The sequence below is a fragment of the Clostridioides sp. ZZV14-6387 genome (genome assembly GCF_020657835.1).
GTDB classification, from domain to species: domain Bacteria; phylum Bacillota; class Clostridia; order Peptostreptococcales; family Peptostreptococcaceae; genus Clostridioides; species Clostridioides difficile_A.
The window spans coordinates 36,834-61,987 of the sequence record NZ_JAGWCW010000022.1 but is presented as its reverse complement, the minus strand read 5'-3'; the positions used below and the strand labels follow the sequence as shown (position 1 = coordinate 61,987).

At 29.7% G+C, this 25,154-nt stretch carries 22 protein-coding genes and 1 pseudogene; 12 read left to right on the top strand and 11 right to left on the bottom strand.

Features of this window, described 5'->3' with window-relative positions:
- Nucleotides 1–180 precede the first annotated feature (180 nt).
- Nucleotides 181–384: a CDIF630_02480 family spore surface protein gene (locus KGF38_RS14070; protein ID WP_413926757.1), complete on the bottom strand. Its 204-nt coding sequence runs from the start codon at nucleotides 382–384 to the stop codon at nucleotides 181–183.
- 599 nt (nucleotides 385–983) lie between these two features.
- Between KGF38_RS14070 and KGF38_RS14065 the strand changes: the two genes are divergently transcribed.
- A complete protein-coding gene (locus tag KGF38_RS14065) occupies nucleotides 984–1,157 on the top strand; it encodes a hypothetical protein (RefSeq protein ID WP_227832466.1) in 174 nt (57 codons plus the stop codon).
- Nucleotides 1,158–1,185: 28 nt separating this feature from the next.
- Here the strand turns inward: KGF38_RS14065 and KGF38_RS14060 are convergent, their stop codons facing one another.
- Complete coding sequence (locus KGF38_RS14060) at nucleotides 1,186–1,323, bottom strand: hypothetical protein (RefSeq protein ID WP_207644673.1); 138 nt, start codon at nucleotides 1,321–1,323, stop codon at nucleotides 1,186–1,188.
- Here KGF38_RS14060 and KGF38_RS14055 point away from each other — a divergent pair.
- From KGF38_RS14055 to KGF38_RS14030, 6 genes and pseudogenes are all read left to right on the top strand, one after another.
- Nucleotides 1,316–2,380, top strand: a complete 1,065-nt coding sequence (locus KGF38_RS14055) for a conjugal transfer protein (RefSeq protein WP_207644672.1) — start codon at nucleotides 1,316–1,318, stop codon at nucleotides 2,378–2,380. The genes KGF38_RS14060 and KGF38_RS14055 overlap by 8 nt on opposite strands.
- Before the next feature lie 87 nt (nucleotides 2,381–2,467).
- Nucleotides 2,468–3,088 carry a Crp/Fnr family transcriptional regulator gene (locus KGF38_RS14050; RefSeq protein WP_009897384.1) on the top strand — a complete coding sequence of 207 codons (621 nt, stop codon included), beginning with the start codon at nucleotides 2,468–2,470 and terminating at the stop codon, nucleotides 3,086–3,088.
- A gap of 154 nt (nucleotides 3,089–3,242) precedes the next feature.
- Nucleotides 3,243–4,025, top strand: coding sequence for an aminoglycoside 6-adenylyltransferase (locus tag KGF38_RS14045; protein WP_054273873.1), 783 nt, complete (start codon nucleotides 3,243–3,245; stop codon nucleotides 4,023–4,025).
- A 57-nt stretch (nucleotides 4,026–4,082) separates the two neighbouring features.
- Nucleotides 4,083–5,009, top strand: coding sequence for a hypothetical protein (locus tag KGF38_RS14040; RefSeq protein WP_074179690.1), 927 nt, complete (start codon nucleotides 4,083–4,085; stop codon nucleotides 5,007–5,009).
- A 13-nt stretch (nucleotides 5,010–5,022) separates the two neighbouring features.
- Entirely contained in the window at nucleotides 5,023–5,289 is a 267-nt protein-coding gene (locus tag KGF38_RS14035) for a hypothetical protein (protein ID WP_227832463.1), read from the top strand.
- A gap of 12 nt (nucleotides 5,290–5,301) precedes the next feature.
- A pseudogene (locus KGF38_RS14030) lies at nucleotides 5,302–5,547 on the top strand (GNAT family N-acetyltransferase); the annotation flags it as partial.
- A 75-nt stretch (nucleotides 5,548–5,622) separates the two neighbouring features.
- Here the strand turns inward: KGF38_RS14030 and cspC are convergent.
- From cspC to KGF38_RS14010, 4 genes are all read right to left on the bottom strand, one after another.
- A complete protein-coding gene (cspC, locus tag KGF38_RS14025; protein ID WP_074179689.1) occupies nucleotides 5,623–7,296 on the bottom strand; it encodes a bile acid germinant receptor pseudoprotease CspC in 1,674 nt (557 codons plus the stop codon).
- A 9-nt stretch (nucleotides 7,297–7,305) separates the two neighbouring features.
- On the bottom strand, nucleotides 7,306–10,701 hold the full coding sequence (gene cspBA, locus KGF38_RS14020; RefSeq protein WP_074179688.1) for a bifunctional germination protease/germinant receptor pseudoprotease CspBA: 3,396 nt from the start codon (nucleotides 10,699–10,701) through the stop codon (nucleotides 7,306–7,308).
- Nucleotides 10,702–10,942: 241 nt separating this feature from the next.
- Nucleotides 10,943–12,139, bottom strand: coding sequence for a vWA domain-containing protein (locus KGF38_RS14015; protein ID WP_054270718.1), 1,197 nt, complete (start codon nucleotides 12,137–12,139; stop codon nucleotides 10,943–10,945).
- A 20-nt stretch (nucleotides 12,140–12,159) separates the two neighbouring features.
- Complete coding sequence (locus KGF38_RS14010) at nucleotides 12,160–12,981, bottom strand: AAA family ATPase (protein WP_054270719.1); 822 nt, start codon at nucleotides 12,979–12,981, stop codon at nucleotides 12,160–12,162.
- A gap of 469 nt (nucleotides 12,982–13,450) precedes the next feature.
- Here KGF38_RS14010 and KGF38_RS14005 point away from each other — a divergent pair, with 469 nt between their 5' ends.
- The gene (locus KGF38_RS14005; protein ID WP_054270720.1) at nucleotides 13,451–14,545 is read left to right on the top strand and encodes an AI-2E family transporter; all 1,095 of its coding nucleotides are present in this window, start codon (nucleotides 13,451–13,453) and stop codon (nucleotides 14,543–14,545) included.
- A gap of 150 nt (nucleotides 14,546–14,695) precedes the next feature.
- The gene (locus tag KGF38_RS14000; RefSeq protein ID WP_054270721.1) at nucleotides 14,696–15,052 is read left to right on the top strand and encodes a hypothetical protein; all 357 of its coding nucleotides are present in this window, start codon (nucleotides 14,696–14,698) and stop codon (nucleotides 15,050–15,052) included.
- Between the two features lie 92 nt (nucleotides 15,053–15,144).
- Here the strand turns inward: KGF38_RS14000 and eam are convergent, their stop codons facing one another.
- Together eam and KGF38_RS13990 are read right to left on the bottom strand one after the other, a co-directional pair.
- Entirely contained in the window at nucleotides 15,145–16,413 is a 1,269-nt protein-coding gene (gene eam, locus KGF38_RS13995; RefSeq protein ID WP_054277022.1) for a glutamate 2,3-aminomutase, read from the bottom strand.
- Nucleotides 16,414–16,792: 379 nt separating this feature from the next.
- Entirely contained in the window at nucleotides 16,793–18,196 is a 1,404-nt protein-coding gene (locus KGF38_RS13990) for a PLP-dependent aminotransferase family protein (RefSeq protein ID WP_054270722.1), read from the bottom strand.
- Nucleotides 18,197–18,321: 125 nt separating this feature from the next.
- On the opposite strand from KGF38_RS13990, the gene KGF38_RS13985 reads away from it, so the two are divergent.
- The gene (locus tag KGF38_RS13985) at nucleotides 18,322–19,023 is read left to right on the top strand and encodes an aspartate/glutamate racemase family protein (RefSeq protein ID WP_054270723.1); all 702 of its coding nucleotides are present in this window, start codon (nucleotides 18,322–18,324) and stop codon (nucleotides 19,021–19,023) included.
- A 134-nt stretch (nucleotides 19,024–19,157) separates the two neighbouring features.
- On the opposite strand, the gene KGF38_RS13980 is transcribed toward KGF38_RS13985, so the two are convergent.
- Complete coding sequence (locus tag KGF38_RS13980) at nucleotides 19,158–20,693, bottom strand: hypothetical protein (RefSeq protein WP_054270724.1); 1,536 nt, start codon at nucleotides 20,691–20,693, stop codon at nucleotides 19,158–19,160.
- Between the two features lie 274 nt (nucleotides 20,694–20,967).
- Here KGF38_RS13980 and KGF38_RS13975 point away from each other — a divergent pair, with 274 nt between their 5' ends.
- A complete protein-coding gene (locus KGF38_RS13975; protein ID WP_074179687.1) occupies nucleotides 20,968–22,017 on the top strand; it encodes a PTS transporter subunit IIC in 1,050 nt (349 codons plus the stop codon).
- Nucleotides 22,018–22,065: 48 nt separating this feature from the next.
- Here KGF38_RS13975 and KGF38_RS13970 read toward each other — a convergent pair whose 3' ends face one another.
- Nucleotides 22,066–23,100 carry a DUF6398 domain-containing protein gene (locus KGF38_RS13970; RefSeq protein WP_074179686.1) on the bottom strand — a complete coding sequence of 345 codons (1,035 nt, stop codon included), beginning with the start codon at nucleotides 23,098–23,100 and terminating at the stop codon, nucleotides 22,066–22,068.
- 17 nt (nucleotides 23,101–23,117) lie between these two features.
- Nucleotides 23,118–23,465 (bottom strand): cupin domain-containing protein, encoded by a 348-nt coding sequence (locus KGF38_RS13965; protein WP_054270727.1) that lies wholly within the window; start codon nucleotides 23,463–23,465, stop codon nucleotides 23,118–23,120.
- A 255-nt stretch (nucleotides 23,466–23,720) separates the two neighbouring features.
- Between KGF38_RS13965 and KGF38_RS13960 the strand changes: the two genes are divergently transcribed.
- Nucleotides 23,721–25,103 carry a peptide MFS transporter gene (locus KGF38_RS13960; RefSeq protein WP_054277028.1) on the top strand — a complete coding sequence of 461 codons (1,383 nt, stop codon included), beginning with the start codon at nucleotides 23,721–23,723 and terminating at the stop codon, nucleotides 25,101–25,103.
- Nucleotides 25,104–25,154: the final 51 nt, after the last annotated feature.

The following is a 25,154-nucleotide window of genomic DNA, read 5'->3' as shown; positions in this document are numbered from 1 at the left end:
AACAAAATTATACCAATTTATAAATTTTTAGTCAATAAATTTATGAAATTGATACTGATTGCTATTTATAAAAAAAGTAGAGTAGCACATTGTTCATCAAACTAGATATAAGTCTACAAGCCAATACTACTCTACAAAATTACAATAAATACTTATTTTTATCATTGAATCTTACAATTTTTATAACTTACTTCCATTGTCAACCCAATCTTTGGCTTCCTCAACACTATTAAGTGAAGGTATTGAAACTTTACTATGAGGTTTTAATTTTTCAACATCAGCCCATGCTGCTGTTGACTCATTTCCAACTAAAAGTGGACTTCTAAGTCTTTTATTATCTTTGCCTTTTAATGCTCTTGCTTTCTTATTTTCCAAAACTATCACCTCTATTATTTATTTTGTAATAGTTTTAGCAATTTTTCAAATTAAATTCATAAGTTGAGATTATAATGATTTTTAAATAAATAATATACATTTTTAATACCTAATTCATTCCTATTTTTATCCAAAATTTTTATTTCATATTACAAAATATACGACTATCTTTTTATTTTAATATTAATTTTTGGTACTATTTTTTAATATAAAAAACATACTAAAAATCTGATTATCCCCTAGAACACAGTACCTATCCGCATATATACAGGACTAACAAAGCCATTTTACTACTAATTTACTACTACCGAATGAGCCTTGATACGTTGATAAGTCCTAGAAATGCAAAGATATGGTATTAACACATCAGTATTGTATCAAAAAAAACTAAATATTTTATAGAACATGGAACACGAAAAAAGGTGTTCCTTTTCTATTTGCAGGCGTTCTTAATTGAGCGTCTTTTTTCATGCAAAATTACTATGAAAGGAAATACTATGAAAACAAAATCGAAAAGTATATTAAGAAAATTAACAACCTATATCATGGTTTTAGTAACTGTCTGCGGTACGTTTTTAACAAACCCTACCTCTGTTTCAGCTAGTGAATTGGTTCTAAACGAACCGACTGAATATAGTTATACAGGAGTAAGCCCACACTTAGGTTATGCAATCACGCACAATCCAATTTATGTTATGAAGATGGACGGAAAGAAAGTATTCTGTGTAGAATCTGGAATCTTCACTACGACAGGTGGTGGTTATATTCCAGAGGGTACATAACCGTTACAGAGGTAACCGCTCCTAACGGCTATTTCAACAAAGGAGAAATCAAGAAAGTTGTTATTAAGCCTAATGAAACAGTCAAAGTTACGTTAAATAACAAAGAACAATTAGGGCAGGTTCTTCTTGCTAAAACAGGAAAAGAATTTGGTACGACTATGTTCAATCAATACTACTCCTTAAAAGGTGCAGTCTATGGAATCTATAAAGAAGATGGTACGAAAGTTACCACCATAACAACAGACGAATACGGAAAAGCTATTTCTTCAAATATTAAGCTAGGAAAATACTATGCTCTTGAAGAAACAGCTCCAGCAGGTTATGTATTGAATCAAAACAAGATTCCATTTGAGTTAAAATATGCAGGTCAAACCGTAGATACTGCGGTTCAATCTACTACTGTAAAAGAAGTTGTTATCACTGGTGGCTTTGACCTTGTGAAGTTTGGAAACTATGACTGGCAAACAACATTAGCTAGTATCTTAAATCCAAAAGAAATCATTGAGAAACAGGTTGTTGATACGAATAGCATTGAGAGTTTTGTAGAATCCTTTAGCAAGGAATATTTTTCATGGCAACAGTCGCAAGATTCACAGGACAAACGAATTGAACGTTTGAAGAATTATCTGACTGAAAACCTACAACAGTTGAATACTGAAATGGTTCGCTCGGATATTCCTACTAGTTCTATTGTCAACAGCTTTCAAGTAAGGAGTGTGAAACAGAACAATGAAAATGCCTATGATGTACTCTTTTCAGTAGGACAACAGATTTCAGAGGGCGAGAACAAAAAGAATATCGTTTCCACCTATACTGTTACTGTCTATGTAGATGAAGTAGGAAATATGGTAATTATTAAGAACCCTACCATTGACATCAAGCCACAAAAGGCAAGCTATGAGCCTGTACTTTCTGATAGTGACGGAACGGTGGACGCAAATACAACAGAGGAAATTAATAGTTTCTTAGACACATTCTTCAAGCTCTATCCTACTGCAACAGAAAAAGAGCTATCTTACTATGTAAGTAATCAAGCACTTGATGTAATTAATAAAGATTATGTATTTGTGGAACTTGTGAATCCTGTTTATACACAAGTTAACAATCAAGTGACCGCTATTGTAACAGTGAAATACCTTGATAAGGAAACCAAAGTTACACAGCTTTCTCAGTTTGAGCTTACTTTGCAGAAAAATGACAACTGTAAAATAATAATGGAATAGTTTCTATGTAAATATATTTTTACTATCTTACCTAACTAATTGAAAGATGATATAATTTAATCAAATATTTGGTAAGGAGGGATGAATATGCATTTAATTGATTTTATGAATGAAGATATTAAAAAGAAGCTTGTTAAAAAAACGTATAAAAAGAAAGAGACTATTCTTTTTGCTGAGCAAGAAAATGAATATGTAATTCTTATGATTGACGGTATTGCAGAAGCATTCATCTTAAATGTGAAAGGAAACATCTCAACTATTCATCTTTATAGAAGTGGTAGTTTTTTTGGAGAAATGGAACAATTTAATGATGGGAAAAAACCCGTTGAAATTGTCGCTTTCACAGATTGTAATGTATATAAACTTCATAGAGATGATTTTTTAAACTGGTTAAGGGGAGATTTTGAAGCTACAAAATTTCTGATTCGAGAAATATCTAGTAAATTAGTTGTAAATGCTGAATTAATTGAAGAATTATCATCTTTAAGTGTTAAAGAACGACTTCTGAGGTGTATATCCTTACACTATTATAGAAGTGAATTAAATCTGCTTACCAAAAAACAGCTTGCTAGCGAAGTAAACGCTCCAATTAGAAGCATTAATCGTGCTATAAATGAATGTGTACAAGAACATCTAATTGCTTATGAAAACAAAAGATTTAGTGTAATTAATCAGCGAGAGGTATTAAAGAATCTTCCTACAACATAAGTATAATTTCAAAAAAGTATTGGATAATAATTATTCAATACTTTTTTATTTCGGGTCAAGTGACCTATTTTTTTTATTTCTTCATTATATAATACTCCTATGCATAATTATGTTGGATTGATAGCTAATAAAAGAAAGTGAGAGGTGTTATATTATGACTAAAACACAACAGGAAATGATACAAAACGTATTAGAATTTTCAAAAAGAGATAGTAGGATAATAGGACTTGCAATTAGCGGTTCTTATATCACAAAATCGTTAGATGAATATTCTGATTTGGATTTTCTGATTGTAGCAGATGATAAATCCTATGAAGAAGTTATCGAAGAGAGATTACTTATTGTGGAACAGTTTGGAACATTAGTTTCTGCTTTTACTGGCGAACACGTTGGAGAACCTCGATTGATAATTTCCCTCTATGATTCCCCTGTTCTTCATGTTGATTTTAAGTTTACAACCTTAGATGGTTTACTAGATAGGGTTGAAGATTCAGCTATTCTCTATGAAGAAAACAACTGCATAACAGAAATTTATTCTAAAAAAGAAGCATACTTCCCAACTCCAGACTTACAGTGGATTGAAGATAGATTTTGGATTTGGGTTCATTACGCTTGCACTAAGATTGGACGTAGAGAACTATTTGAAACAATTGATTTTTTATCTTTTTTAAGACAATCAGTACTTGCCCCATTAATACAGCTTCTCTTAGGTAAATTACCTCGTGGAGTTAGAAAAATTGAATTGGACGCACCCCAATATATTGAAGCATTAGAAAAGACGGTTGCTACCCATGAATATGAAAGCTGTGTTAATGCATTGCAGGCTACTATCAACCTGTATCTTGAGTTAAGAGAGGAATTATCACAAAGTCCTATTGTCCGAAAGGTTGAAGCTGAAAGGGTTGCATTACAGTATTTTCAAGATTTAATCAAATAAACCCAAAGTAAAAAACATTGAATAGTAAATTTGAAAGTAACAGTATGGAGGATAACTATGAGTGATATTTTAAGTAGAATTACAAATAAAATTGGGGATAAGAATATAGTTGATAAGTTAGCAGCTCTATCAAAATCAGATTTGAACTCACTTCTATTAGAAGTGTTTGATAGACAAGCAAATACTTTAACTGCAACTGATATTCTAAAGTCATACCAACTAAATAGATTTACTATCCCTAGCGGTATAGATCCAGAAGAAATTCATGCTTTGGAATCAAAATTATTGAGAAAAGCATTCAATATGGATATCAAGACGATTATGCTTTCTCCCTCTGCTCCATTAGGTAGCTGTAGCGTTTTTGGCTCCGTAGATCAATATAACGTAGTAAGTGCTCTACGAGGGACAGAAACACTTGCAGACCCCTCAAATATGTTGGCAATAATTATTGCTGATAAATTAAAAAGAAAAGAAGAAAATAATACCATACCTATCCACATGGCTACTACTGCTAGGGCAATAAGAGCACAAAATTTTGTAGGTAAAGGTTTATATTCACATTTTGGCTTATATTGTATGGTTTCATCTGGTATAGATACAGGGTCTTACACTTGTGAAAAAATGTTGTTAGAAAAGCATTTAAACTATTATAAAGATATATTAAGTGAAATAGAAAATGTTCGTTTCTCTATTATTCTACGCAAAAGAAACGGATACAAAGATAATGACGGATTTTTCGACAGAATGGTTGAAACTATCAAACTTATTTTTCCTAATATAGAGTTATCAATTCATAATGATGATGTTGATAATAATTATTATAAAGGTATCAATTTCAAATTATTGGTCAAACAAGGAAATGAAACCGTTGAAATAGTTGACGGTGGATTTGTTGACTGGACTTATCAAATGCTTGGAAATAAAAAAGAACGCTGTTTGATAAGTGGTATTGGCTTAGAAAGATTTCTTGTAGCTGTTTCATAAAAGGAGAAGAAAAATGGAACTTATAGAGTGGAATTATGCTTATATTACCGATTTAGTTGAGTTTGCGAATGATAAAGAAATTGCAAAGAATCTTCGTGACAACTTCCCCCACCCTTATAGGGAGCAAAACGCTAGAGATTTTATTAGTTTTTGTTTGGCAACTCCAGATGTTAAACAACTTAGCTATGCTATTTTTTATCAAGAAAGGGCTATTGGAAGTATCTGCCTAACATTTGAAGAAGATACCTCTATTAATAAAAATGCTGAATTAGGTTACTAGCTTGCTAGGAACTATTGGGGCAAAGGGATAGCAACAAATGCAGTAAAAGAAATATGCAAAATTGCCTTTGAAAAATACAACCTTAACAAAATTCATGCTAATGTATATTCCTACAATAGAGGGTCAAGTAAAGTATTGGAAAAATGTGGTTTTAAGATTGAAGAATACTGTCACAATTCCATAATAAAGAATAGAAAAATGCCGATACTCCTTGTAGATACAGGATATATCGGCATTTACCAACTTATGAAAAGATAATCAAATTTAATATAAGTTTTTTTTATGACAAACTATACAATAAAATTAAACTACTAATTAAAGATACTTTTTTATTTACAAAGTATTTGCTATCTGTTGAATTGTATTTTTCAAATCTAAAATCCCATATCCTTGTGATACATTAGGATATGTATATATATCAAGTTTTGTTGCTCCCAATATTAAATATGTTTTTAAAACTTGTGTAAATAATGATAACCTTGGTATATTATCTTGTTTTTCTAGATATTCCATTAATAAAGCTAAGACACCAGTAACTATAGAACTACTAATACCTGTTCCTGTTCCTGTATTATATGTTCCGTTTTTGTATGTAGATATTATGTCTACACCTGGTGCTACTATATCTGGTTTAATTCCTCTTCCTCTAATTGGACCTTTTGAAGAACCAATCCACATACTATCTGTTTTATTGTTAAATGTACCCACTGTGATTACATCATCACTAGCTGCATACATCGTTATTGTCGCAATTGAATCAGGGTCCAGAAATCTTGTATCTGGAGCTATCAGGTTTTTATTCGGTAAATATATATCATATTCTCCTCCTATTATAAGTTCTGAAGTCAATCTTAAAGTCCATACTCCAGGTTTTATATCTCTTAACTTTATCTCCAAGTTTTCTTTTCCAGAAGTGATATATGGATAAATAAATCGCATTGCATAAGTAGTATTTTCTAAGTTGAATTTTCCTCTATATACATAAAAGTCTGGAGAATATCTTATATCATGACTAACTTCACCTGAAGGAGATATTATCTGTGCTCCTATCTTATCTGGACCATTCGTATTTAGTGTTATATCAAGTGCATAGTCATCTCCATCTTGTATTATTACATCTTGTACTTCACCTACACTACTAAATCTTCCAGAATAATGAATATCTGTATTGCCTTGATTACCTGCACCACTCACTACTACCACACCAGCACTACTCAATAGATTAAAAGTATCTAATATTGAAGTAGTTGCTACAGCACCTGATTTAACTCCAATAGTTAAATTTATTATTATAGGCTTATTTTCTGTTCTTGCTATATTAGTGACATATGTTATAGCAGCTAGAAAATCTGAAACACTGTAATTTATCCTTCCAGTGTAATAAGTATCCACATATGATTTTAATTTAACCACTATTAAGTCTGATTCTGTAGTAATACCTCTATACTGTGAATTTACCCTTCCATTTCCAACCAATATACCAGAAGCCAAAGTTCCAGTACCTATATTATCTTGACTTAAACTCCCATCATTTCTACTTATAGCTATATTTAACTCACTTCTTGTAAATTCACTTCCAAAAATAAAACCTTCTGGAGGTGGATTTGTATTTGCTTCTTGGTCCCATAGTTTTAAAACTTTACTACTTCCATCCGCATTTATAAAGTCAGGATGTAAGTAATCTATGCCTGAATCTATAACTGCCAGTAGGATTCCTCTTCCTGTTATATCATTGTATGGATTTTCATAGATATATTCAGTTTCGGCAGCTGTAGTGATAGTTTCTCCGTTATTTACATTGTTAGTTATATCAATCAAACTACTCATGGGAGCTGACTCTTCCCACCATGCTACTTGCAATATGTTATTTAAAATAGTTTCATCAAAATCCATAGGTACATATATTACTGCAAGCTGGCTATTTAAAACCATATACCTATTTATACCATTTTCTTGGAGTGCAGTTTCTATATCGCCTTGATAAATTATACAATAAGATTTTTCCATAAATCCCTCCTACCTTAACACATCAAACATACCCCTAACATCTAAAGAACCATATCCGGCACTTGTATTTGGATATACTGTATTTAAATTTTTCTTAGCCCCAGCTTGCATAAATGTTTTTACTTTTTGAACATATGCTTGATTTGGATATCTACCATCAGCAAAAGTATATTGAAAATACATTGCAGCAGCTCCTGCAACGTGTGCACTTGCTGCTGCTGTGCCAGTTATAGTTGCATATTTATTTCCAGGATAAGCTGCTATTATATTTACTCCTGGTGCCACTAAATCTGGCTTCAATCTATTTTCAATGGTTGGCCCTCTTGATGAGCTTTGCCATAAACTATTGTTGATAGTGTTATATGCTCCTACAGTTATTAAATCATCTTGAATAGCTGGATAATTTATAGTAAAAAAAGGGTCAACTTGTCTAAATCTAGTTCCACTTTTTAGAAGCACTCTATTTGGTAAATACAAGTTATATATACCATTTATAATATAAACCCCAATTAATCTGATTTTCCAAAGGCCTCTTTTAGCATTTTTCAAGGTAATATTAGTGAACTGCTGACCTGAAAAAGTAGTTGGATATACATATGTTATAAAATAATCAGTTCCTTCTAAATCAAATAAACCAGTAACTCTATTGTAACTTGATACACCTACACTTTTACTCTCTTCACCTGAAGGTGATACTATTACTACATCTGCCTTATCTGGCTTGTTTAACCAAAGTTCTAATGATAATTCTTCTTCATCTTCACTTAACTCCAACTCAATATCAACAGAGCCATCTTCATGTAGTATCCTTCCAGATGTATGTGTTTGTGTATTGCCCTCATTTCCTGCCCCTGCTGTTATGCATAGACCTCTTGTAAAGAAAGCTTTTTCACTATTACTCCTATTAGTTAAGCCAGCTAGACTACTACTACCCAAAGATACATTTATAACTAATGGTCTTCCAAGTTCAAAAGCTTTTTTATATGCATATTGAGACGCAGCAAATAGCATTGCACTATTATAAAAACCATCTATCTTACCAAGTTTTATTATTATTAATTCTGCATCTTCTGCTATCCCTGCATATTCACTATTTACATTTCCCAATCCTGCACATATACCACTAAGCATTGTTCCTTGACCAACCTCATCCTGAGATAGACTAGGGTCATTATTTGCAATAGCTCGATTTATATCTTCTCGTGTATATTCTGTTCCAATATAAAAACCTTCAGGCGGACTTCCTTCTTTGGTTTGATCCCATAAATATACTATCTTTGAAGTTCCATCTGGATAAATAAAATCTTTATGTAGATAGTCTATTCCTGTATCTGCAATCGCTATTAGAGTACCCCTTCCTGTTATTGTAATATTTGGATTGTTTTTAAAGAAATTTACACCTATCTCTTCTGTTGCAACTATACCACCAAAAGTCCCTTGATTAATAGTTCCAAGTAATGACATCTTTATAGTTGATTCTGACCTTATAATTGATGGAAGTTCCAATATCCTTTGTATACTATTATAATCAGAAGCATCTATAGGTAATATGCCTAATGAATCGCTTAATTTAATAAAATTAGAGCCCATACCTAAAGCATTTAATTCACTTTCAAATTCAGGAGTATGAATTATATTTATTCCTGCCAGAACCCCAGTTTGTCTATTCATATCCTCATTACAAAAACTATCTAAGCTAATATCATTTTTTATATTATTATAACCATCTATAAGTTTATAATTATTTTCTTCATCTTTAAATGATTTGTTAACACTTCTATATACAATACCATCAGTCTCCAAGTCTTGATTTATATTAGATAAGGTGTATAAATCTATATCTGCTAAACTTAAAAATCCAAAACCTGATGAATTGTTTGGGTAAGATTGATTAGTTAATCTTCTTGCCCCTTTTAAAAGCAATGCTCTTAATTTCTGAGAGTATAAAAATAAATCATTTCCATTTACAATTCCCCACTCCATAAATAATGAACAGACACCTGTAACATGAGGAGTAGCCATACTAGTTCCACTTAATGCTCCACTTGTACCTCCTGGTAAAAAAGATATTATATCTTCTCCTGGAGCCAATAAATCTGGCTTAAATACACCTAATTGTGTATCTCCTTCCCCAGAAAAAATGGATACTATATCTGTTCTTGAATTAAAACTACCTACTGTTATAACTCTACTTGCTGTCCCAGGAACTGTTACAGTAAGTTCTTGAGTAGGAATCAGAAATCTAGTATTTCTATTTAATCCTTCAGAAGTTGGCAAATATATGTTTACATTACCAGTTACAATGTCTATTGGTTCAAATATAATTCTCCATAAACCTGGATTTATTTGTGTATTTGAACTTAATTGCAAGGTCACTCTCCTTGTGAGAGAATATGGTGCTATAGGATAAAAATAACCAGTTACTCTAGTTTCTCCCAAAGTATTTCTTATTTCGCCTGAAGTCAGAGAAATTGATTGTGTTTGAGTATTTGATGGACTTACCAAATGTACACTAAAGTCATCAACAAAATCTGGCCATATATTTATATTTAATATACGTTCTCCTTCTCCAACTACAAACTCAACTTCTTCTGTAATATTATTTCGCAGTCTAATCCTTTTATGACCACCTTTATCTGCATTATTTCCAGCTGCTACAACTATATTATTTTTCCAAAATAAACACATATCATCTATATATTGTTCAAATAAGGATGTTCCCCTATGTGAGCCTTCATTACTTCCATAACTTATGTTTAGCGTAACAGGCATTCTTAATTCTAATGCCCTATCTAAAATAAATTTAATTGCCCTCATGAACTCTGTACTTCTTGAAAAAACATCTGTCTGTATATTTCCTACTCTCACCACTATTATCCTAGCATCACTTGCAATAGTTGCACAGATACCTCCAACATGTGTCCCATGTAAACTGGTTGTTGAAATAGGTATATACATATTTCCATCTATTGCATTATTTATATCTTCATTAGTATATAATGTCCCCTCTCTAAAACCCTCTGGTGGATTTCCCTGAATAGATTGGTCCCAATAATATAATATTTTAGACCTTCCATCACTATCTCTAAATACAGGTAGAGTATAATCTATTCCCGAATCGATTATACCAATTATAGTTCCTTTTCCAGTTAATCCAGTTCTATTCTTAAACCCTGTTATTCCTGTGCTTGAAAAACTTTGAACATCCTGAGTCTGTAATATGAAAGGTTTTTCTATAAATTCAATTTCTGGATAAGTTAAAAGTGTATTTACATCTTCTTCATTATTTGATGTTATTATCGCATATGATGAATTAAGTATCTCTACTGAAACTCCTAATTCTTGTTCTAATTTCAATATATCTCCATTGTATTTTACAATTAATTCATAATTTATTATAATCACCTCGATTTCTAAAATTATTATTAATGTATATGTTTTCTGTAGTTCTAAAATGTATCAGAGTATATAATTTTTAAATTTCATTTATGCAAACATATCTTCTAAATAGTATATACTATTTATAAATACTTTAGTTTTTTAGTTCATTACACCCTTTTTTGTATGAAATCAGATATATTTTTATTATTTCAACAATTAAAAAGAGGCTTATCTCTATTTTGAGACAGCCTCATTATTATTTATTTTACCTTGACACCATTAAATTTTTTAGTGCTTTCTCCAAACCTTTTACAGTTAATGGAAACATATTAAATTCACCTTGTATTAATCTTTGAGTCTGATACCAATAACTAATTGAATCCCATCCATCTCTCAATTCTGGATTCAACCATACTATTTTACTATACTTTCTTTTAAATATTTTTAGCCATTCTATTCCAGGAGTATAATTGTATGGTCCACGATAATTACCACCAATATTAAGTAACTCAGTAGGTGACATGGAAGCATCTCCCACAATTATAACTTTATAGTTTTTATCTATATTTTGTAATATCCATTCAGTATCAATAGATTTACTTAGCCAACATTCAGGTGTTGTAAATAATCTATCATAAATACAGTTATGAAAATAATATACTTTTACATCTTTAAAATGGTTTGATTTACTTACAGACTGGAATAATGTATTACATAGAGTGCTATATCCTCTCATTGAGCCACCTGAGTCCATAAGTAATAAAAGCTTCACTGTATTTTTTCTTGGCTTCTCAAAAAACAACTTTAAATACCCTGCATTATTACAAGTCTCTTCAATAGTCTTATCCAAGTCAAGCTCTGTTTTTGGAGTATCTATTCTAGTAGAAAATTGACGAAGCCTTTTTAGTGCTACTTGAAACTGACGCATATTTAGAACTTCATCATCTCTAAAGTCTCTATATTTTCTTTCTCCTGCAACTTCCAAAACAGCTCTCCCATAGGTTGAATTTCCACCTATACGTATACCAGTTTGTCCCTTTCCTGAATGCCCTAATTCAGAAGTACCTCCTGTTCCTATCCAATAATTACCTCCATTATGTGGAGAATCTTGTTCTTTTATACGTTCTTCTAATTTAGCTCTTAATTCATCAAGATTTATATTGGGATTTTGTTCTAGTCTTTCAAATTCTTCTAAATTTATATCTGTTTTATTAAGCCAATTCATAATTTCTTCTGGAATTTCTTCTTGATGTTCTATTCCTTTAAAATACTCTAAAAATACTGCATCAAACTTATCAAAATTACTTTCACTTTTTATTAAAATCATCCTACAAAGGTAGTAGAAATTTGAAAAATTTGAATAACAGAGACCTTTGTCCAATGCTTCGATTAAAGTCATCCATTCATTTAAAGATATATCTAATCCTCTTGCCCTCAATAAATAAAAAAATTTAATAAACATAATTATCCAGCTCCTATTAACTATAAACGTCTTTGCATAGATTCAATATCCTCGTTATTTTTAAGTAGTATTCCTGCAAAAGGAACTTCTTTCTCTATTTTTTCGATAGGAATTCCACTCAAAGTTAATGCTTGTATCCAGTCTATTAATTCTGATGTACTAGGTTTCTTTTGTATTTCTTTTAGCCCTCTAATCCAATAAAAAGTAGTCATTACTTGTTCTAATAGATGTTCTTCTACCTTATCAAAATGTACTTTGACTATTTCTTCCATCATCTCTTTATCAGGAAATTCTATATAATGGAATATACATCTTCTCAAAAATGCATCTGGAAGTTCTTTTTCTGCATTTGAAGTTATAATAACTATAGGTCTTTGTTTAGCCTTTACAGTTTCTTTTGTTTCATTTATGTAAAACTCCATTTTATCTAATTCCCAAAGCAGGTCATTTGGAAATTCTAGGTCTGCTTTATCTATTTCATCTATTAAAAGAATTACTTGTTGCTTTGAACTAAATGCTTCTCCTAATTTACCATATTTTATGTACTTACTAATATCGTCTACTCCTTCTCCTCCAAATTGACTGTCATAGAGTCTTTGAACAGTATCATATACATAAAGACCATCTTGAGCTTTTGTAGTTGACTTTATATTCCAAATTACTAAATCTTTTTTTAGTTCATTTGAAATCGCTTGTGCAAGCATGGTCTTACCTGTTCCAGGTTCACCTTTAATCAAAAGTGGTTTTTCAAGAGCAATAGCAACATTAACTGATGCCATTAATTCTGGTGATACCACATAATCACTAGTACCTTTAAAATTACCTATTTCTTTTTTTATCATAAGTTCTACTCCTTTTAAACAATAATTTTCTAAATGTATATAGAGACTTTATTACTATTTTTAATATAAAAAATAATAAGACAATACATTTGTATAGTATTATTCTAAAATTCTATATCCAAGTAAAATTACCTCTAAAATATTTAAATTTTATCTTTATTTGTCATAATTAAATGAAATATATATTTAAAAAAGCATGAAAAGAGAGTATCTTATACAAAATTTAAATTATAATAAACTTACTTTAACCGAGAATATCACTTTTTTTAGAATTAAGTTATATATAAACATAACTTAATTAATTTTCATCATTTTTAATCATAAATATAAAATTTTAATGTATTTATAATTTCATATTAATCATACTATATTAATACTGCTTTTTATTGTATAATAAGCTATAAATATTAACTTGAACTTAAATTTAGATATTTTAAAATTTAACAAATATAAGAAAGGTTGTGTTGTTTTGCAAGATAAAAAAATTTATTTAAATATTGTACTTACGGTGGTTGTTTCATATATCTTAATTAAAGTTATTGATAATTATAAATACTTTTTTGGAATGGTAAGTCTATTAATGTCACTATTGACACCATTTATAATAGCATTTATATTAGCATATATATTCAATCCATTAGTAAAGTTTTTGGAAAGCAAACTAAATTTTAAGAGAATATACTCATTACTTCTTACTTATGGTGTACTCATAGTTATACTAATTGCCTTTATACTATTTACAGTTCCATCCATAGTAAATAGTTTAGCTGATTTGGTATCTCAAGTTCCTACATATATAGATAAAACAGAGCAGTTTTTATTTGATTTAGGTAAAAGTTTACAATCAGTAGACCCTAACACACTAAAAGAATATGGTGACAAAATTATGAGTGTAATGCCTAAGTTTAGTAACTTACTTATTGGCTCACTTGGAGGAATATTTAGTACTACATTCTCTGTTGGAAAATTTATAGTACAATTTCTTTTAGGTTTTATAATTTGTTTCTATATATTATTAGAAAAAGAAAAATTCTTATTATTTACGAAGAAGATAGTTTATATTTCTTTGGGTAAAAAGTATGGAGATTTTATAATAGAATTATGTCAGAGCTTAAACATGAATATTGGTAAATACTTTACAGGAAAGATTCTAGACTCTTTTATAGTTGGAGTACTTTCTGGAATTGGTCTTTACTTTTTAAAATCTGAATATGCACTGTTATTTGGTACGCTTATGGGTGTTATGAATATGGTTCCATATTTTGGTCCAGTAATAGGTATGGCACCAGTTGTAATAATTAATTTATTCTCTAATCCAACAACTGCACTAACTTCTTTGATTTATTTAATAATAATTCAGCAAGTTGAAGTTACATTTATAGAACCAAAAATCGTAGGTGGACAACTAGGTCTTAGTCCATTTTTTACAATACTAGCAGTTACTGTTGGAGGAGGATTTTTTGGTATACCAGGCATGATTCTATCAGCCCCTGTGATGGGTGTTATAAAGATATATTTCTGTGAATTTGTAAATCGTAGACATGATAAAATACAGATGGAATAAAAATACAATTTAATTACGATTTTGTAATCAAAGGTTACAGCTGTGTAACTGTAATATTATTCTCTTTAATGGTAATATTTAATTATAGGAAACATACAATATTATTAAGTAATGAATCTTATATAATTAAACACGAAAGAGGGTTTTAGTATGAAAAAAGCACTTATATCTTTATTAGTTTTATCTTGTTTGTTATTAACTGCACCAGTAAATGAATCTTCTTATGCTGATTCACAAAAGAATGTTCCTGTAAGCCAAAATACTAAATTGACTCAAGAACAAGCTAAAGAACTTTTAATAAAATACAACAATGAAGTTGATTACATATATCAAGGAAATGCTAGCGATTTCGAAGCACTAAAAGCTAAAAATCTTAACGGTTATGTATTTTTACCAGATGCAGATGGTGACATCGGTTACTTTGTAAATGAAAATACTTCTGAGATATATTACTTCCACCCAAGTGGATATCTTGAATTAGTTAATCAACAACAAAATAATAAATAACTAATAAAAAATGGATGCAAATTGATATAAATTTAGCATCCATTTTATTTTTATTTTAAAGTTGTTTCTTTTTTTTGCAATTTAAATATTTATTAATCTTGAGCTTGCTCTTTTATAAGTTTCTTTATATCTACAGCAGGTTCATCTTCCATTTTTACAACTTTACCTTCCCATGTTCTAAGCATAACATAATCTGTTCCTTTTGATACAAGGTATTGTGGAAGTAATGGAGTTTTTCCTCCTCCTTTTGGAGCGTTAACTATATATGTTGGTATAGCCATTCCTGATGTATATCCTCTTAGATACTCCATTATTTCAAGACCATCATCCACTGATGTGTTAAAATGTTTTGTTCCCTTTACATGCTTGCTTTGGAATATATAATACGGTTTTACTCTTATTTTTAATAATTCTTGATTTAAACATCTCATTACAAATTTATCATTATTTATACCATTCAATAACACTGCTTGATTTCCTAATGGAACTCCTGCATTTGCTAGCTTTTCACAAGCTTCTTTAGATTCTTTAGTTATTTCCATTGGATGATTGAAATGTGTATTTATATATATAGGATGATATTTTTTTAGCATATTACAAAATTCATCTGTAATTCTTTGTGGCATTGTAACAAGAGTTCTAGTTCCTAATCTGACATAATCAACATGTGGTATTTCTTTAAGTTGACTAAGAATCCATTCTAAATAATCATCTTTTAATGTAAGAGCATCTCCTCCAGTCACCAACACATCTCTTATTTCTTCATTTTCTCTAATATAGTCTATAGACTCTTGTATAATAGCTTTTGACTTGTGAGAATCTTGTTGACCAATATTTCTTCTTCTTTGACAGTGTCTACAATACATAGCACACTCATTTGTTACATTTATTATCAGTCTATCTGGATATCTTCTTGTTATGCATCCTGCTGGATTTGTGTACTCTTCTCCCATTGGGTCTAAATCTTCTTGCTCATCTTCCAATTCTATATGTGTTGGTATGGCCAGTAATTTTATTGGGTCGCATATATCTTCTGGGTCTATCAGACTCAAATAATACGGGGATATCGCCCATCTAAACTGAGTACCAACCTCTTTTATATATTCTTTTTCTTTTTTAGTTAGAGTTATAATTTTTGATAAAGTATCTACGTCTGTTATTCTATTTGATAATTGCCATTTGTAGTTATTCCAATCTTCTTCTGTTCCATTTAATAAATTTAATATTTTCTGTTTTCGTTTATTTATCTCTTCTTCTTTTTCAAGCCCTCTGTTAATCGTTTTTCTAGCCTGAATATAATCATCAATTTTTGATTTTAGTTCAGCAGCTCTCTCTAAGGATATTCTAGTTTGTTCATTCATAATTCTTCGCTATCAAAATTAACTACTCATATTATTTGATAGCATCCTCCTTTCTGATGTGTTTATATCATTCTGATAGGCAGATTTAACTTTGCCATATAGATTTTATAACAAATAAAATTGAACTTATTTTTGCATTTTTTCTGTTATTTTATACATTTGTGAATATTTTTCCACTTTCGTCAATAAATTACAATATATTATGCATTTTTTTTAACAAATGATTAATTTTTTCTATTTTTAAGAATTATTTTACCATAAAACGATTATATTTTCAAGATTATTAAAGTTAAAATTTTAATAGAAAATAAAGTATTTCATTAAATAATAAAAGCGGAGGCTTATTATAATAAATTTCTCCGCTTTTTTATTTATTTAATTAAATCATAGTAAAATAGCTCTGATTCTTAAGAAGTGACTTTATTATATTCAGACCTTTTTCCAATTCTTCTACATCCTTTGGAGCTGTTACACAAATACGAATTGCTTTTGGTACTGTAGAATTGCCAACAGAAAAACGTTCAGCACAATACACTTGAACTCCTAGATTTTTTGCACATATTTCAAATGACTTTCCATCCAATTCGTCAGGAAGAAGCAACCAACGAAAACTACAATTTTTATCACCAATTAAACTGTAATCTGATAAAATTTTATCAGCAACTTCATTTCTTTTTACAATCTCATCTTTTTTCTCTTCTATAATCTTATCTATAATAGGAGAATATAGTAAACGGTGTACTATTTCTGCCATAAATGGAGATACCATTAAATTCATGTTATATAGTGCTTTTTCTAGATTTTCCATATAGCCTTTTGGAGCAACTACAAATGCTATTCTAAGACCAGCACATAAAAATTTAGACGTGCTAAAAATATATACAGTATTGTTACTAGCTAAAGAAAATATAGGCGTTTGTATATTAGGTCTAAGAATACTATTTATTGCATCTTCAATAATTATTATATTATACTTTTTTGCTATATCTGCTATTTTTTGACGAGACAAGTTAGACATAGAATGTGTTGTTGGATTATGATAGTCTGGTATAAGATATATGCCTTTTATATTTTCATTTTTACAGTAACTTTCAAGAGATTCTACTGACATTTCATTATTTTCTTGAGGAATTGGAATCAATTGAATACCTATCATTTTAGCTATTGATTTAATTCCAGAAAAACTCAAAGAATCTGTAGCAATCCTATCACCAGTTTTAAACAACCCTAGTAAAGTTGCACATATAGCATTCTGAGCACCTGTAGATAGTAGTATATTTTCTTCATTAGTATATAAATTATTTCTTTCTAACCATTTTGCAATTGATTTTTTTTGCATATATGTACCAGACGGAGACATGTATTGCAAAAACCTATCCATTTCTGGTTGTTTTAACACATTTTTAATAAAATCAACAATATATGTATTTTGCTCATAGGGAGGATGCACTGTTCCTAGTTCAATTATATCTTTTGATTCTGTTTGATATAACAATGTATTGCTCACATTTACATCAGATGAAATAAAAGTTCCTTTTCCCACTTTTGCACATATCAACCCCTTCTCTTCACAAAGTTTAAATGCTCGTGTTATTGTACTCAAATTTAAATCGAGAAAATCTGCTAATTCTCGTTGTGGAGGTAATTTATCTCCAGGATTTAAATTTCCTCTTTTAATATCTTCTTCTAATAACATCGCCAAAGTTTTATATATTGGTGGCTTTCGACTATTTAATTTTGGCTTCCATGTCATAGGATAGTTTTCAAATGAATTTATTGGCATATAATTACTCCTTTTAATATAATTGTCCTCCATACAATTTTATTATTGTATGCTTTTATTCTAGATGCTATACTTGTATTTGTAAATAGCTATTTCCAAATACAGAGAACAAGAGAGGTATCAATATGAAGACTATAGGCTTAATTGGAGGAATGAGTTGGGAAAGTACCATTACATATTACCAAGTTATTAATACAGTAATAAAAGAAAGATTAGGTGGGCTACATTCTTCTAAATGTATACTTTACAGTGTAGATTTTCAAGAAATTGAAGAATGCCAATCTAGTGGAAATTGGGAAAAAAGTGCTAAAATTCTATCTGATGCTGCAATTAAATTACAAAATGCAGGGGCAGATTTTATTGTTATATGCACTAATACTATGCATAAAGTAGCAGATAAAATACAAGAAAAGATACACATCCCACTACTAAATATAGCAAATGTAACTGCTGAAGTATTGAAAGAAAAAGAAATAAAAAAAGTAGCTTTATTGGGTACTAAATATACAATGGAGCAAGATTTTTATAAAGATATAATTATTAATAATGGAATTGAGGTTTTAGTTCCAACTGAAGAAGAACGTGTAATAATAAACAATACAATATTTAACGAACTTTGTGTAGGAATTGTATCTGAATCTTCAAAGAAAGCTTTCTTATCTATTATAGATACACTTGGTGAGCAAGGTGTAGATGGTATTATATTAGGATGTACAGAAATAGGTCTTCTAATTAAACAAAATGATACTTCTATTCCACTATTTGATACAACACTAATACATGCAATAGAAGCTGCATTAAAGTCAATTTCAGATTATTTAAATTAATAAAAAATATTTCTTAAACTAAAAACTTGAAACCCTTATATAAAAAAGGATAGTATAATTCTACTTATACTATCCTTTTTTAATTTAATTTTTCAATAAATCACAAACTTAGTACTCTTAATCTGTATACAAATCTATCTTACGTTTATAACATCACTATTTTGAGAGTTTTTCCCATCATAATTTGCAACAACATAGATATCCATATTTAAGTCTCCTTCAGGAATACTTATAGTATGCTCATTACCTTGTATATCACTTTGATACAATGTAAAATCTCCCTCTCCATTAGTATTGTTTTTTACATATATACTATAGGTACAACCCTTATGAGATACACTACTCCAATTAACCCTAATAACATTGTTTTCTCTGTCAACATTAGCTGATATGTTTTCAACCTTCATATCTTGAATATTATTATCATCATTTGAATTTGAATTTCCATTAGTAATATTTATGACATTACTTGGCTTAGTTGTATCTGAATCTTTCTTACCTACAACATAAATATCAAAATCTAAATTTTGATTATCTTTTATATCTACTTCTATAGTAGCATATACTTTTTGTGATTTTCCTAAATCACTTTCATTTACAGTTATAGATTTTATTTTCTTAAATGATTCTCCTGACAACTTGTCTTTAAGATATATATCATAATCAAAGACATCTTTCATATAATCCCATTCAAGCTTAATAATAACTTTATTATTTACTATTTTATGTGACCCTACTAAATTTTGTATATAGTCATTCGTTATAGTTTCTTTAACTACTGTTATAGTTATTATTTTAGATTTATCTCCACAAGTTATCCTTACTCTTTCCTTACCTTCTCTAAGTCCTACGATATTTCCATCACTACCTAGACTTATTGCTCTTTCTACAGGTAACTTTGAATCCGCTAACTCATAATATATTTTTGGTGGCTCTAAACCAGGTGGAGAAGTTATTATATCTGGTTTTAATTTTTCATTTTGGTCAACTTCTATTTTTACATCATTCATATTTATTTCAGCAACTCTAGCTTGAATTCTAAAGCTTCTCTCTACTTCTTTATTTCCACACTTAGCATATATTGTGGCTTTTCCAACTCCAACTGCACTTACTGTATTTCCTTTAATTTTTAGCACATCATCATTACTACTCTTATAAATAGGTTTATATGACTTTTTAAATTTGTCATAATCAACCTCTATTGTACTTTCTATAGTAGCACTATCACCAACATGTTTTAAATCCCCATTAATCTCCATATCTAGTGATTCTACTTCTGGGTCTACTACCTTTATAGTAGCCTTTTTCAACACTCTTGAATTCTTCATAATACCCACAGAAGAATACCCAACCTTTAATGCTGTCATCTTATTTCCATCTATTTTTAAAGTCCCTGAATTATCCAACACATTAAACCAAATATTTGGGTCTTTAGCATATGAAGGAACCTTGATATATTCGCCAGTAGATAAAGTAACTGTTTCATTTAGTTTTACTACATATTTATCTAAATCTTTAACATATTCCCCATCTACAATTTCGATTTCTACTCCCTTTACCATTGGTCTAAGTATTCCAAATTTAAAAAGGTAGTACTGCGCAACAAGCAATATAGGAATAGATATAATTATGGCAATTTTTCTGTATTTCTTATTTTCTACAAATCTCATCTATCCACTTCCTTTAGCCTAATATATAATCATTTGTTTTGTAAGCAATCTACCTAAGTTAAATATTGGGATAAACTGGAAAAGTATTATATTTCAGAATATCCCTATACTAATTATAAACCATAAATTTAAAATTTAAAACTAAAATTAGTGTTAATTTCTTACTATTACAATAGTCTAATTTTAGTGAAATAACATTTGTCTTGTCAGCTAAAAAGTTATATAATTAATTCAAAAGAAATTTATACTTGTATTATATGAGGAGGACTTTAAATTGGAAATCAATTACAAAAAAAAAGATTTCAAATCATTTGCTAAAAGAAAAAACATTGAAATTTCTGTTCAAAGGTATCTTATTGATGCGTTAAGTTACATGGCACTCGGTCTTTTTTCTTCCCTTTTAATTGGAACAATTTTTAACACATTAGGAGACAACTTCAATATTTCTCTTTTTACTGAAGTTATAAGCCCTCTTGCTAAACAAGTTACAGGTCCAGCTATAGCAGTGGCTATTGCGTATGGACTTCAAGCACCTCCACTTGTGCTATTTTCTTGTGCACTTGTTGGAGCTTGTGGTAACGAATTAGGGGGTCCTGTTGGGGCATTTGTCGCTACACTTTTTGCTGTAGAGATTGGAAAATTAGTTTCAAAAGAAACAAAAGTAGATATATTAGTTACACCTGCTGTAACAATACTAATTGGAGTACTTGTAGCTCAACTTATTGGTCCAGCTGTTTCTGCATTTATGACTTCATTTGGAAACATAATAATGCAAGCTACAACTATGCAACCCATCATAATGGGGGCTCTAGTCTCTGCACTGGTTGGAATAGCTCTTACATTACCTATAAGTAGTGCAGCTATTTGTATGATGCTTAGTTTAGGAGGTCTTGCTGGTGGAGCAGCAACTGTTGGTTGTTGTTGCCAAATGGTAGGTTTCGCTGTTATGAGCTTTAGAGAAAATGGGGTAGGTGGTCTAGTTGCACAAGGACTTGGTACATCTATGCTTCAGGTTCCCAACATAATAAAAAATTGGAAAATTTGGATTCCACCTACTGTTGCTTCAATATTACTTGGACCATTATCTACAACAATATTTAAAATGGAGAATATCCCTATTGGTTCTGGTATGGGTACTTGTGGATTGGTTGGTCAATTTGGGACAGTAACTGCTATGCAGAGTGCTGGAAAAGGAGGTATAACTATGTGGGTTGGTATACTTTTACTTAACTTTGTACTTCCTGCTATTGTAACTTTGCTAATTTCAGAATTTATGAGAAAAAAAGGTTTAATAAAACCAGGAGATTTAAAACTAGATGTATAAATTAAAAACTACTCCTTTTACTTGTATAAAAGTAAGGAGTAGTTTTTTTTATGAAAATTCCAACATCTTTTTTAATAACCAGTCTATTGAACCTTTTACTTCATTCCAAAGAACTATATTTTCATCATAGTAATATACAGCTTCAGCCTTTTCTTCTTCTGTAACAAATTCTCTACCAAAAGCATTTCTCCAGTCTAATAAATATAATCCAATATATTTATTTTTACTTTTAGCAACCTTAATAGAGTCATTTGCTAAAAACATACTGTTATTTTTAAAGTAATAAAGAGCTTTACTGTACATCCATGTAGCAGACTTTTCTTCTTTATAAAGCTCAAATAATTTATTTATTGAAGTTCTATCATTTAATCTAATCAATATATTTAACAACTTATATCTTATTCCTTGTTCATCACTAGGATTAATTGCTATTAAATACTCTAATACTTTTTTGGACTCATTTAAGTTGTCAATACTTTCTAGCTTCCTAGCAAGAGATTCAAGCGCTATCATATAAGCTCTAGTAGATAGACCTTTCCAAAATCCAAGCTCTTTATCTTCTTTTGTAATCATACTTTTCCCTATATTTACAGCTTCTTCCATATATCTAATTGATTCAATATTGCTATTAGCATCTTGTGATAACTTAATGTATCTTTTATACAATATTTTCTTCTTTTCTAAATCTAAGTCTATAGAATTGGATTTAGAATTTGTCTCTTTAACCCAAAATTCTACATTAGAGATAGCTATAGTATCTTGATTTAAAAAGTCAATACTGCAAACTTCTTTTATCAAAGATGATTTATTATTTATAGTGTTTAAAGAAACACCTATTTGTTTTGAAAATTCTTTTTTTGTTATATGTAATGGATGCTTCTTATTATATAAAAGATTTTGCTCCAAAACTATATTTAGTATAGCTGAAGACCATATATCAGCTCTAGAAGAATGAATTGTTTCTTTGTTATTATCCAAAAGGTTTTGCAAAATTTTAAAACTTATATCTTTATATTCTTGATTCAAATTGGAGTTGCAAAATCTATTTATCTTGTCTTTAATTTCTTCTATCTTGCTTGTCATGACTTCTCCTCCATATTTTACATATATAAAACTAGTGCTACAAATTCAAGTTCTTCTTCTCCTATATTTTCTATAGAATGTTTTGCACCATCAGCTGTATACACTACATCACCCTCATTAACTTCTATAAACTCCCCATTATCAAATACTTTACCTTTTCCTTTTAATATATAGTATACTTCAAAATCTGTTGTATGGTCATGCACACCAATTGAACTTCCTGCTGGTAAAGCTATTCTTTTAAATAGTCTTCCTTTCCCTTTAAGCTCTTCATTTTGTATTATGTTTTCAAGCCTAACTTTTCCAATACCACCATTCAAATTTTCTTTTAATTCTACTTGTAATTCAGATTTCTTTCTTATCATAGCTCATCCCACCTGCCAAACAATCAATCTAACTACTAAATTGGCATATCCTTTCCATAATATGTTGTATTTTAATATAATAATAACATATATTCTCATAAAAAAATATTACTGAATATATAAAAATGACACTATTTTTACATATATTGCAATTTAATTAAATTGTCCCATAAGTTGACGTCTCTAACAAAAAAACATATACTCATATAGTATGGGAAATTTTTGTTAAATTTTTTATCTGGAGGTTCTATACATATGTCAGTTTCAAAAACTCAAGAAAAACTTAAACAACCTAAGGATTTATATTTCTGCTGTTCAATATTTACCTTTGTAGGACTTGCATACTATGGTATGAAGTTGGTATTATTATTATTTTTAGCTGAACAAGTATCCAAAGGTGGTTTAGGATTAACACCAGCAGAATCAGCATCAATGCTTGCATCTTTTTTGGCATGGACTTATTTTTCTCCAGTTATTGGTGGATGGGTAAGTGATAGATTTTTAGGTCCCAAAAACTGTATTATACTTGGAATGATAATGGTATCAATTGGTTATTTTTTAGGATATTTAGCAGATAGTAAAATGGATATAAATATCATGATATTCTTATCTGGATTAGGAATAGGTTTTTATAAAGGCAACCTACACACTTTGGTAGGAAATCTATATACTAATGATGACCCACGAAAAGATGGAGCTTTCTCTATTACATACATGGCTACCAATTTAGGAACATTATTTGGACCTTTAGTATGTGGTTTAGTTGCTAATGAATGGTTTGCTATGAAAAGTGGTGCCTCTATAAACATGTATGGTTATAGATATGTGTTCTTATTTTCATCAATTACTGTTCTAATAGGTTTATTATTTTTTATCCTTGGCAACAAAAAATTTTATAAATCTTCAAATAATAAATTTAGTAACGGAAGAGAATCTATAAAGAAATCACTTGAATATAAGAAGATGTTAGCTTCCAAACCATTAACTTTAGTTGAGAAAAAAAGAATAGTGGTAATATTAGTCTTAGCTTTCTTTACAGTATTTTTTTGGATAGCATACAATCAAGCCTCTATGTCTATTGCCTTATATACAAAGGAACACATAAATCTTGCTGTTGGTAATTTTCAAATCCCAACTTCATGGATAGACTCATATAATGGTCTTCTTTGTGTCATCCTTGGACCTATATCTGCTCTAGTATGGGTAAAGCTATCTCAAACTAAAAAAGGTGATTTAAGTGTACCTAAGAAGATGAGTCTAGGATTTATACTATTAGCTATTGCATTTTTATTCATGATAGTAGCTGTTATGCAAACAGGAACAGACCCTAATTCTATTCATAAGGCAAGTGTATTTTGGGTAGTTGGATTTTTAACATTCCAAAGTATAGGAGAAATTTGTTTTTCTCCAGTTGGATATGGTATGGTAAATAAACTTTCACCTGAAAAATATATTTCATTTCTAATGGGTGTTTGGTTTTTAGGTAAATTTGCAGCAAATAAATTATCTGGTTATACACAAGCTATTATAGACCAGCTTGGTATGTTACAAGTATTCATAGTAATACCATCATTCTTATTACTATTTGGAATTATATTGCTTATAATGAACAAAAAATTAGTAGAATTATCAAATTAAAAACTTTTTCTAAATAGAGTAAAAAATACAATAAAAAATCGAGGTACATAA

Bases quoted from the DNA above. Each gene is read 5' to 3' on its own strand.
- KGF38_RS14055 (WP_207644672.1), top strand. From the start codon at position 1,316: ATGTTCAATCAATACTACTCCTTAAAAGGTGCAGTCTATGGAATCTAT.
- KGF38_RS14050 (WP_009897384.1), top strand. From the start codon at position 2,468: ATGCATTTAATTGATTTTATGAATGAAGATATTAAAAAGAAGCTTGTT.
- KGF38_RS14045 (WP_054273873.1), top strand. From the start codon at position 3,243: ATGACTAAAACACAACAGGAAATGATACAAAACGTATTAGAATTTTCA.
- KGF38_RS14040 (WP_074179690.1), top strand. From the start codon at position 4,083: ATGAGTGATATTTTAAGTAGAATTACAAATAAAATTGGGGATAAGAAT.
- KGF38_RS14035 (WP_227832463.1), top strand. From the start codon at position 5,023: ATGGAACTTATAGAGTGGAATTATGCTTATATTACCGATTTAGTTGAG.
- cspC (WP_074179689.1), bottom strand. From the start codon at position 7,296: ATGGAAAAATCTTATTGTATAATTTATCAAGGCGATATAGAAACTGCA.
- KGF38_RS14015 (WP_054270718.1), bottom strand. From the start codon at position 12,139: ATGTTTATTAAATTTTTTTATTTATTGAGGGCAAGAGGATTAGATATA.
- KGF38_RS14010 (WP_054270719.1), bottom strand. From the start codon at position 12,981: ATGATAAAAAAAGAAATAGGTAATTTTAAAGGTACTAGTGATTATGTG.
- KGF38_RS14000 (WP_054270721.1), top strand. From the start codon at position 14,696: ATGAAAAAAGCACTTATATCTTTATTAGTTTTATCTTGTTTGTTATTA.
- eam (WP_054277022.1), bottom strand. From the start codon at position 16,413: ATGAATGAACAAACTAGAATATCCTTAGAGAGAGCTGCTGAACTAAAA.
- KGF38_RS13990 (WP_054270722.1), bottom strand. From the start codon at position 18,196: ATGCCAATAAATTCATTTGAAAACTATCCTATGACATGGAAGCCAAAA.
- KGF38_RS13985 (WP_054270723.1), top strand. From the start codon at position 18,322: ATGAAGACTATAGGCTTAATTGGAGGAATGAGTTGGGAAAGTACCATT.
- KGF38_RS13980 (WP_054270724.1), bottom strand. From the start codon at position 20,693: ATGAGATTTGTAGAAAATAAGAAATACAGAAAAATTGCCATAATTATA.
- KGF38_RS13970 (WP_074179686.1), bottom strand. From the start codon at position 23,100: ATGACAAGCAAGATAGAAGAAATTAAAGACAAGATAAATAGATTTTGC.
- KGF38_RS13965 (WP_054270727.1), bottom strand. From the start codon at position 23,465: ATGATAAGAAAGAAATCTGAATTACAAGTAGAATTAAAAGAAAATTTG.
- KGF38_RS13960 (WP_054277028.1), top strand. From the start codon at position 23,721: ATGTCAGTTTCAAAAACTCAAGAAAAACTTAAACAACCTAAGGATTTA.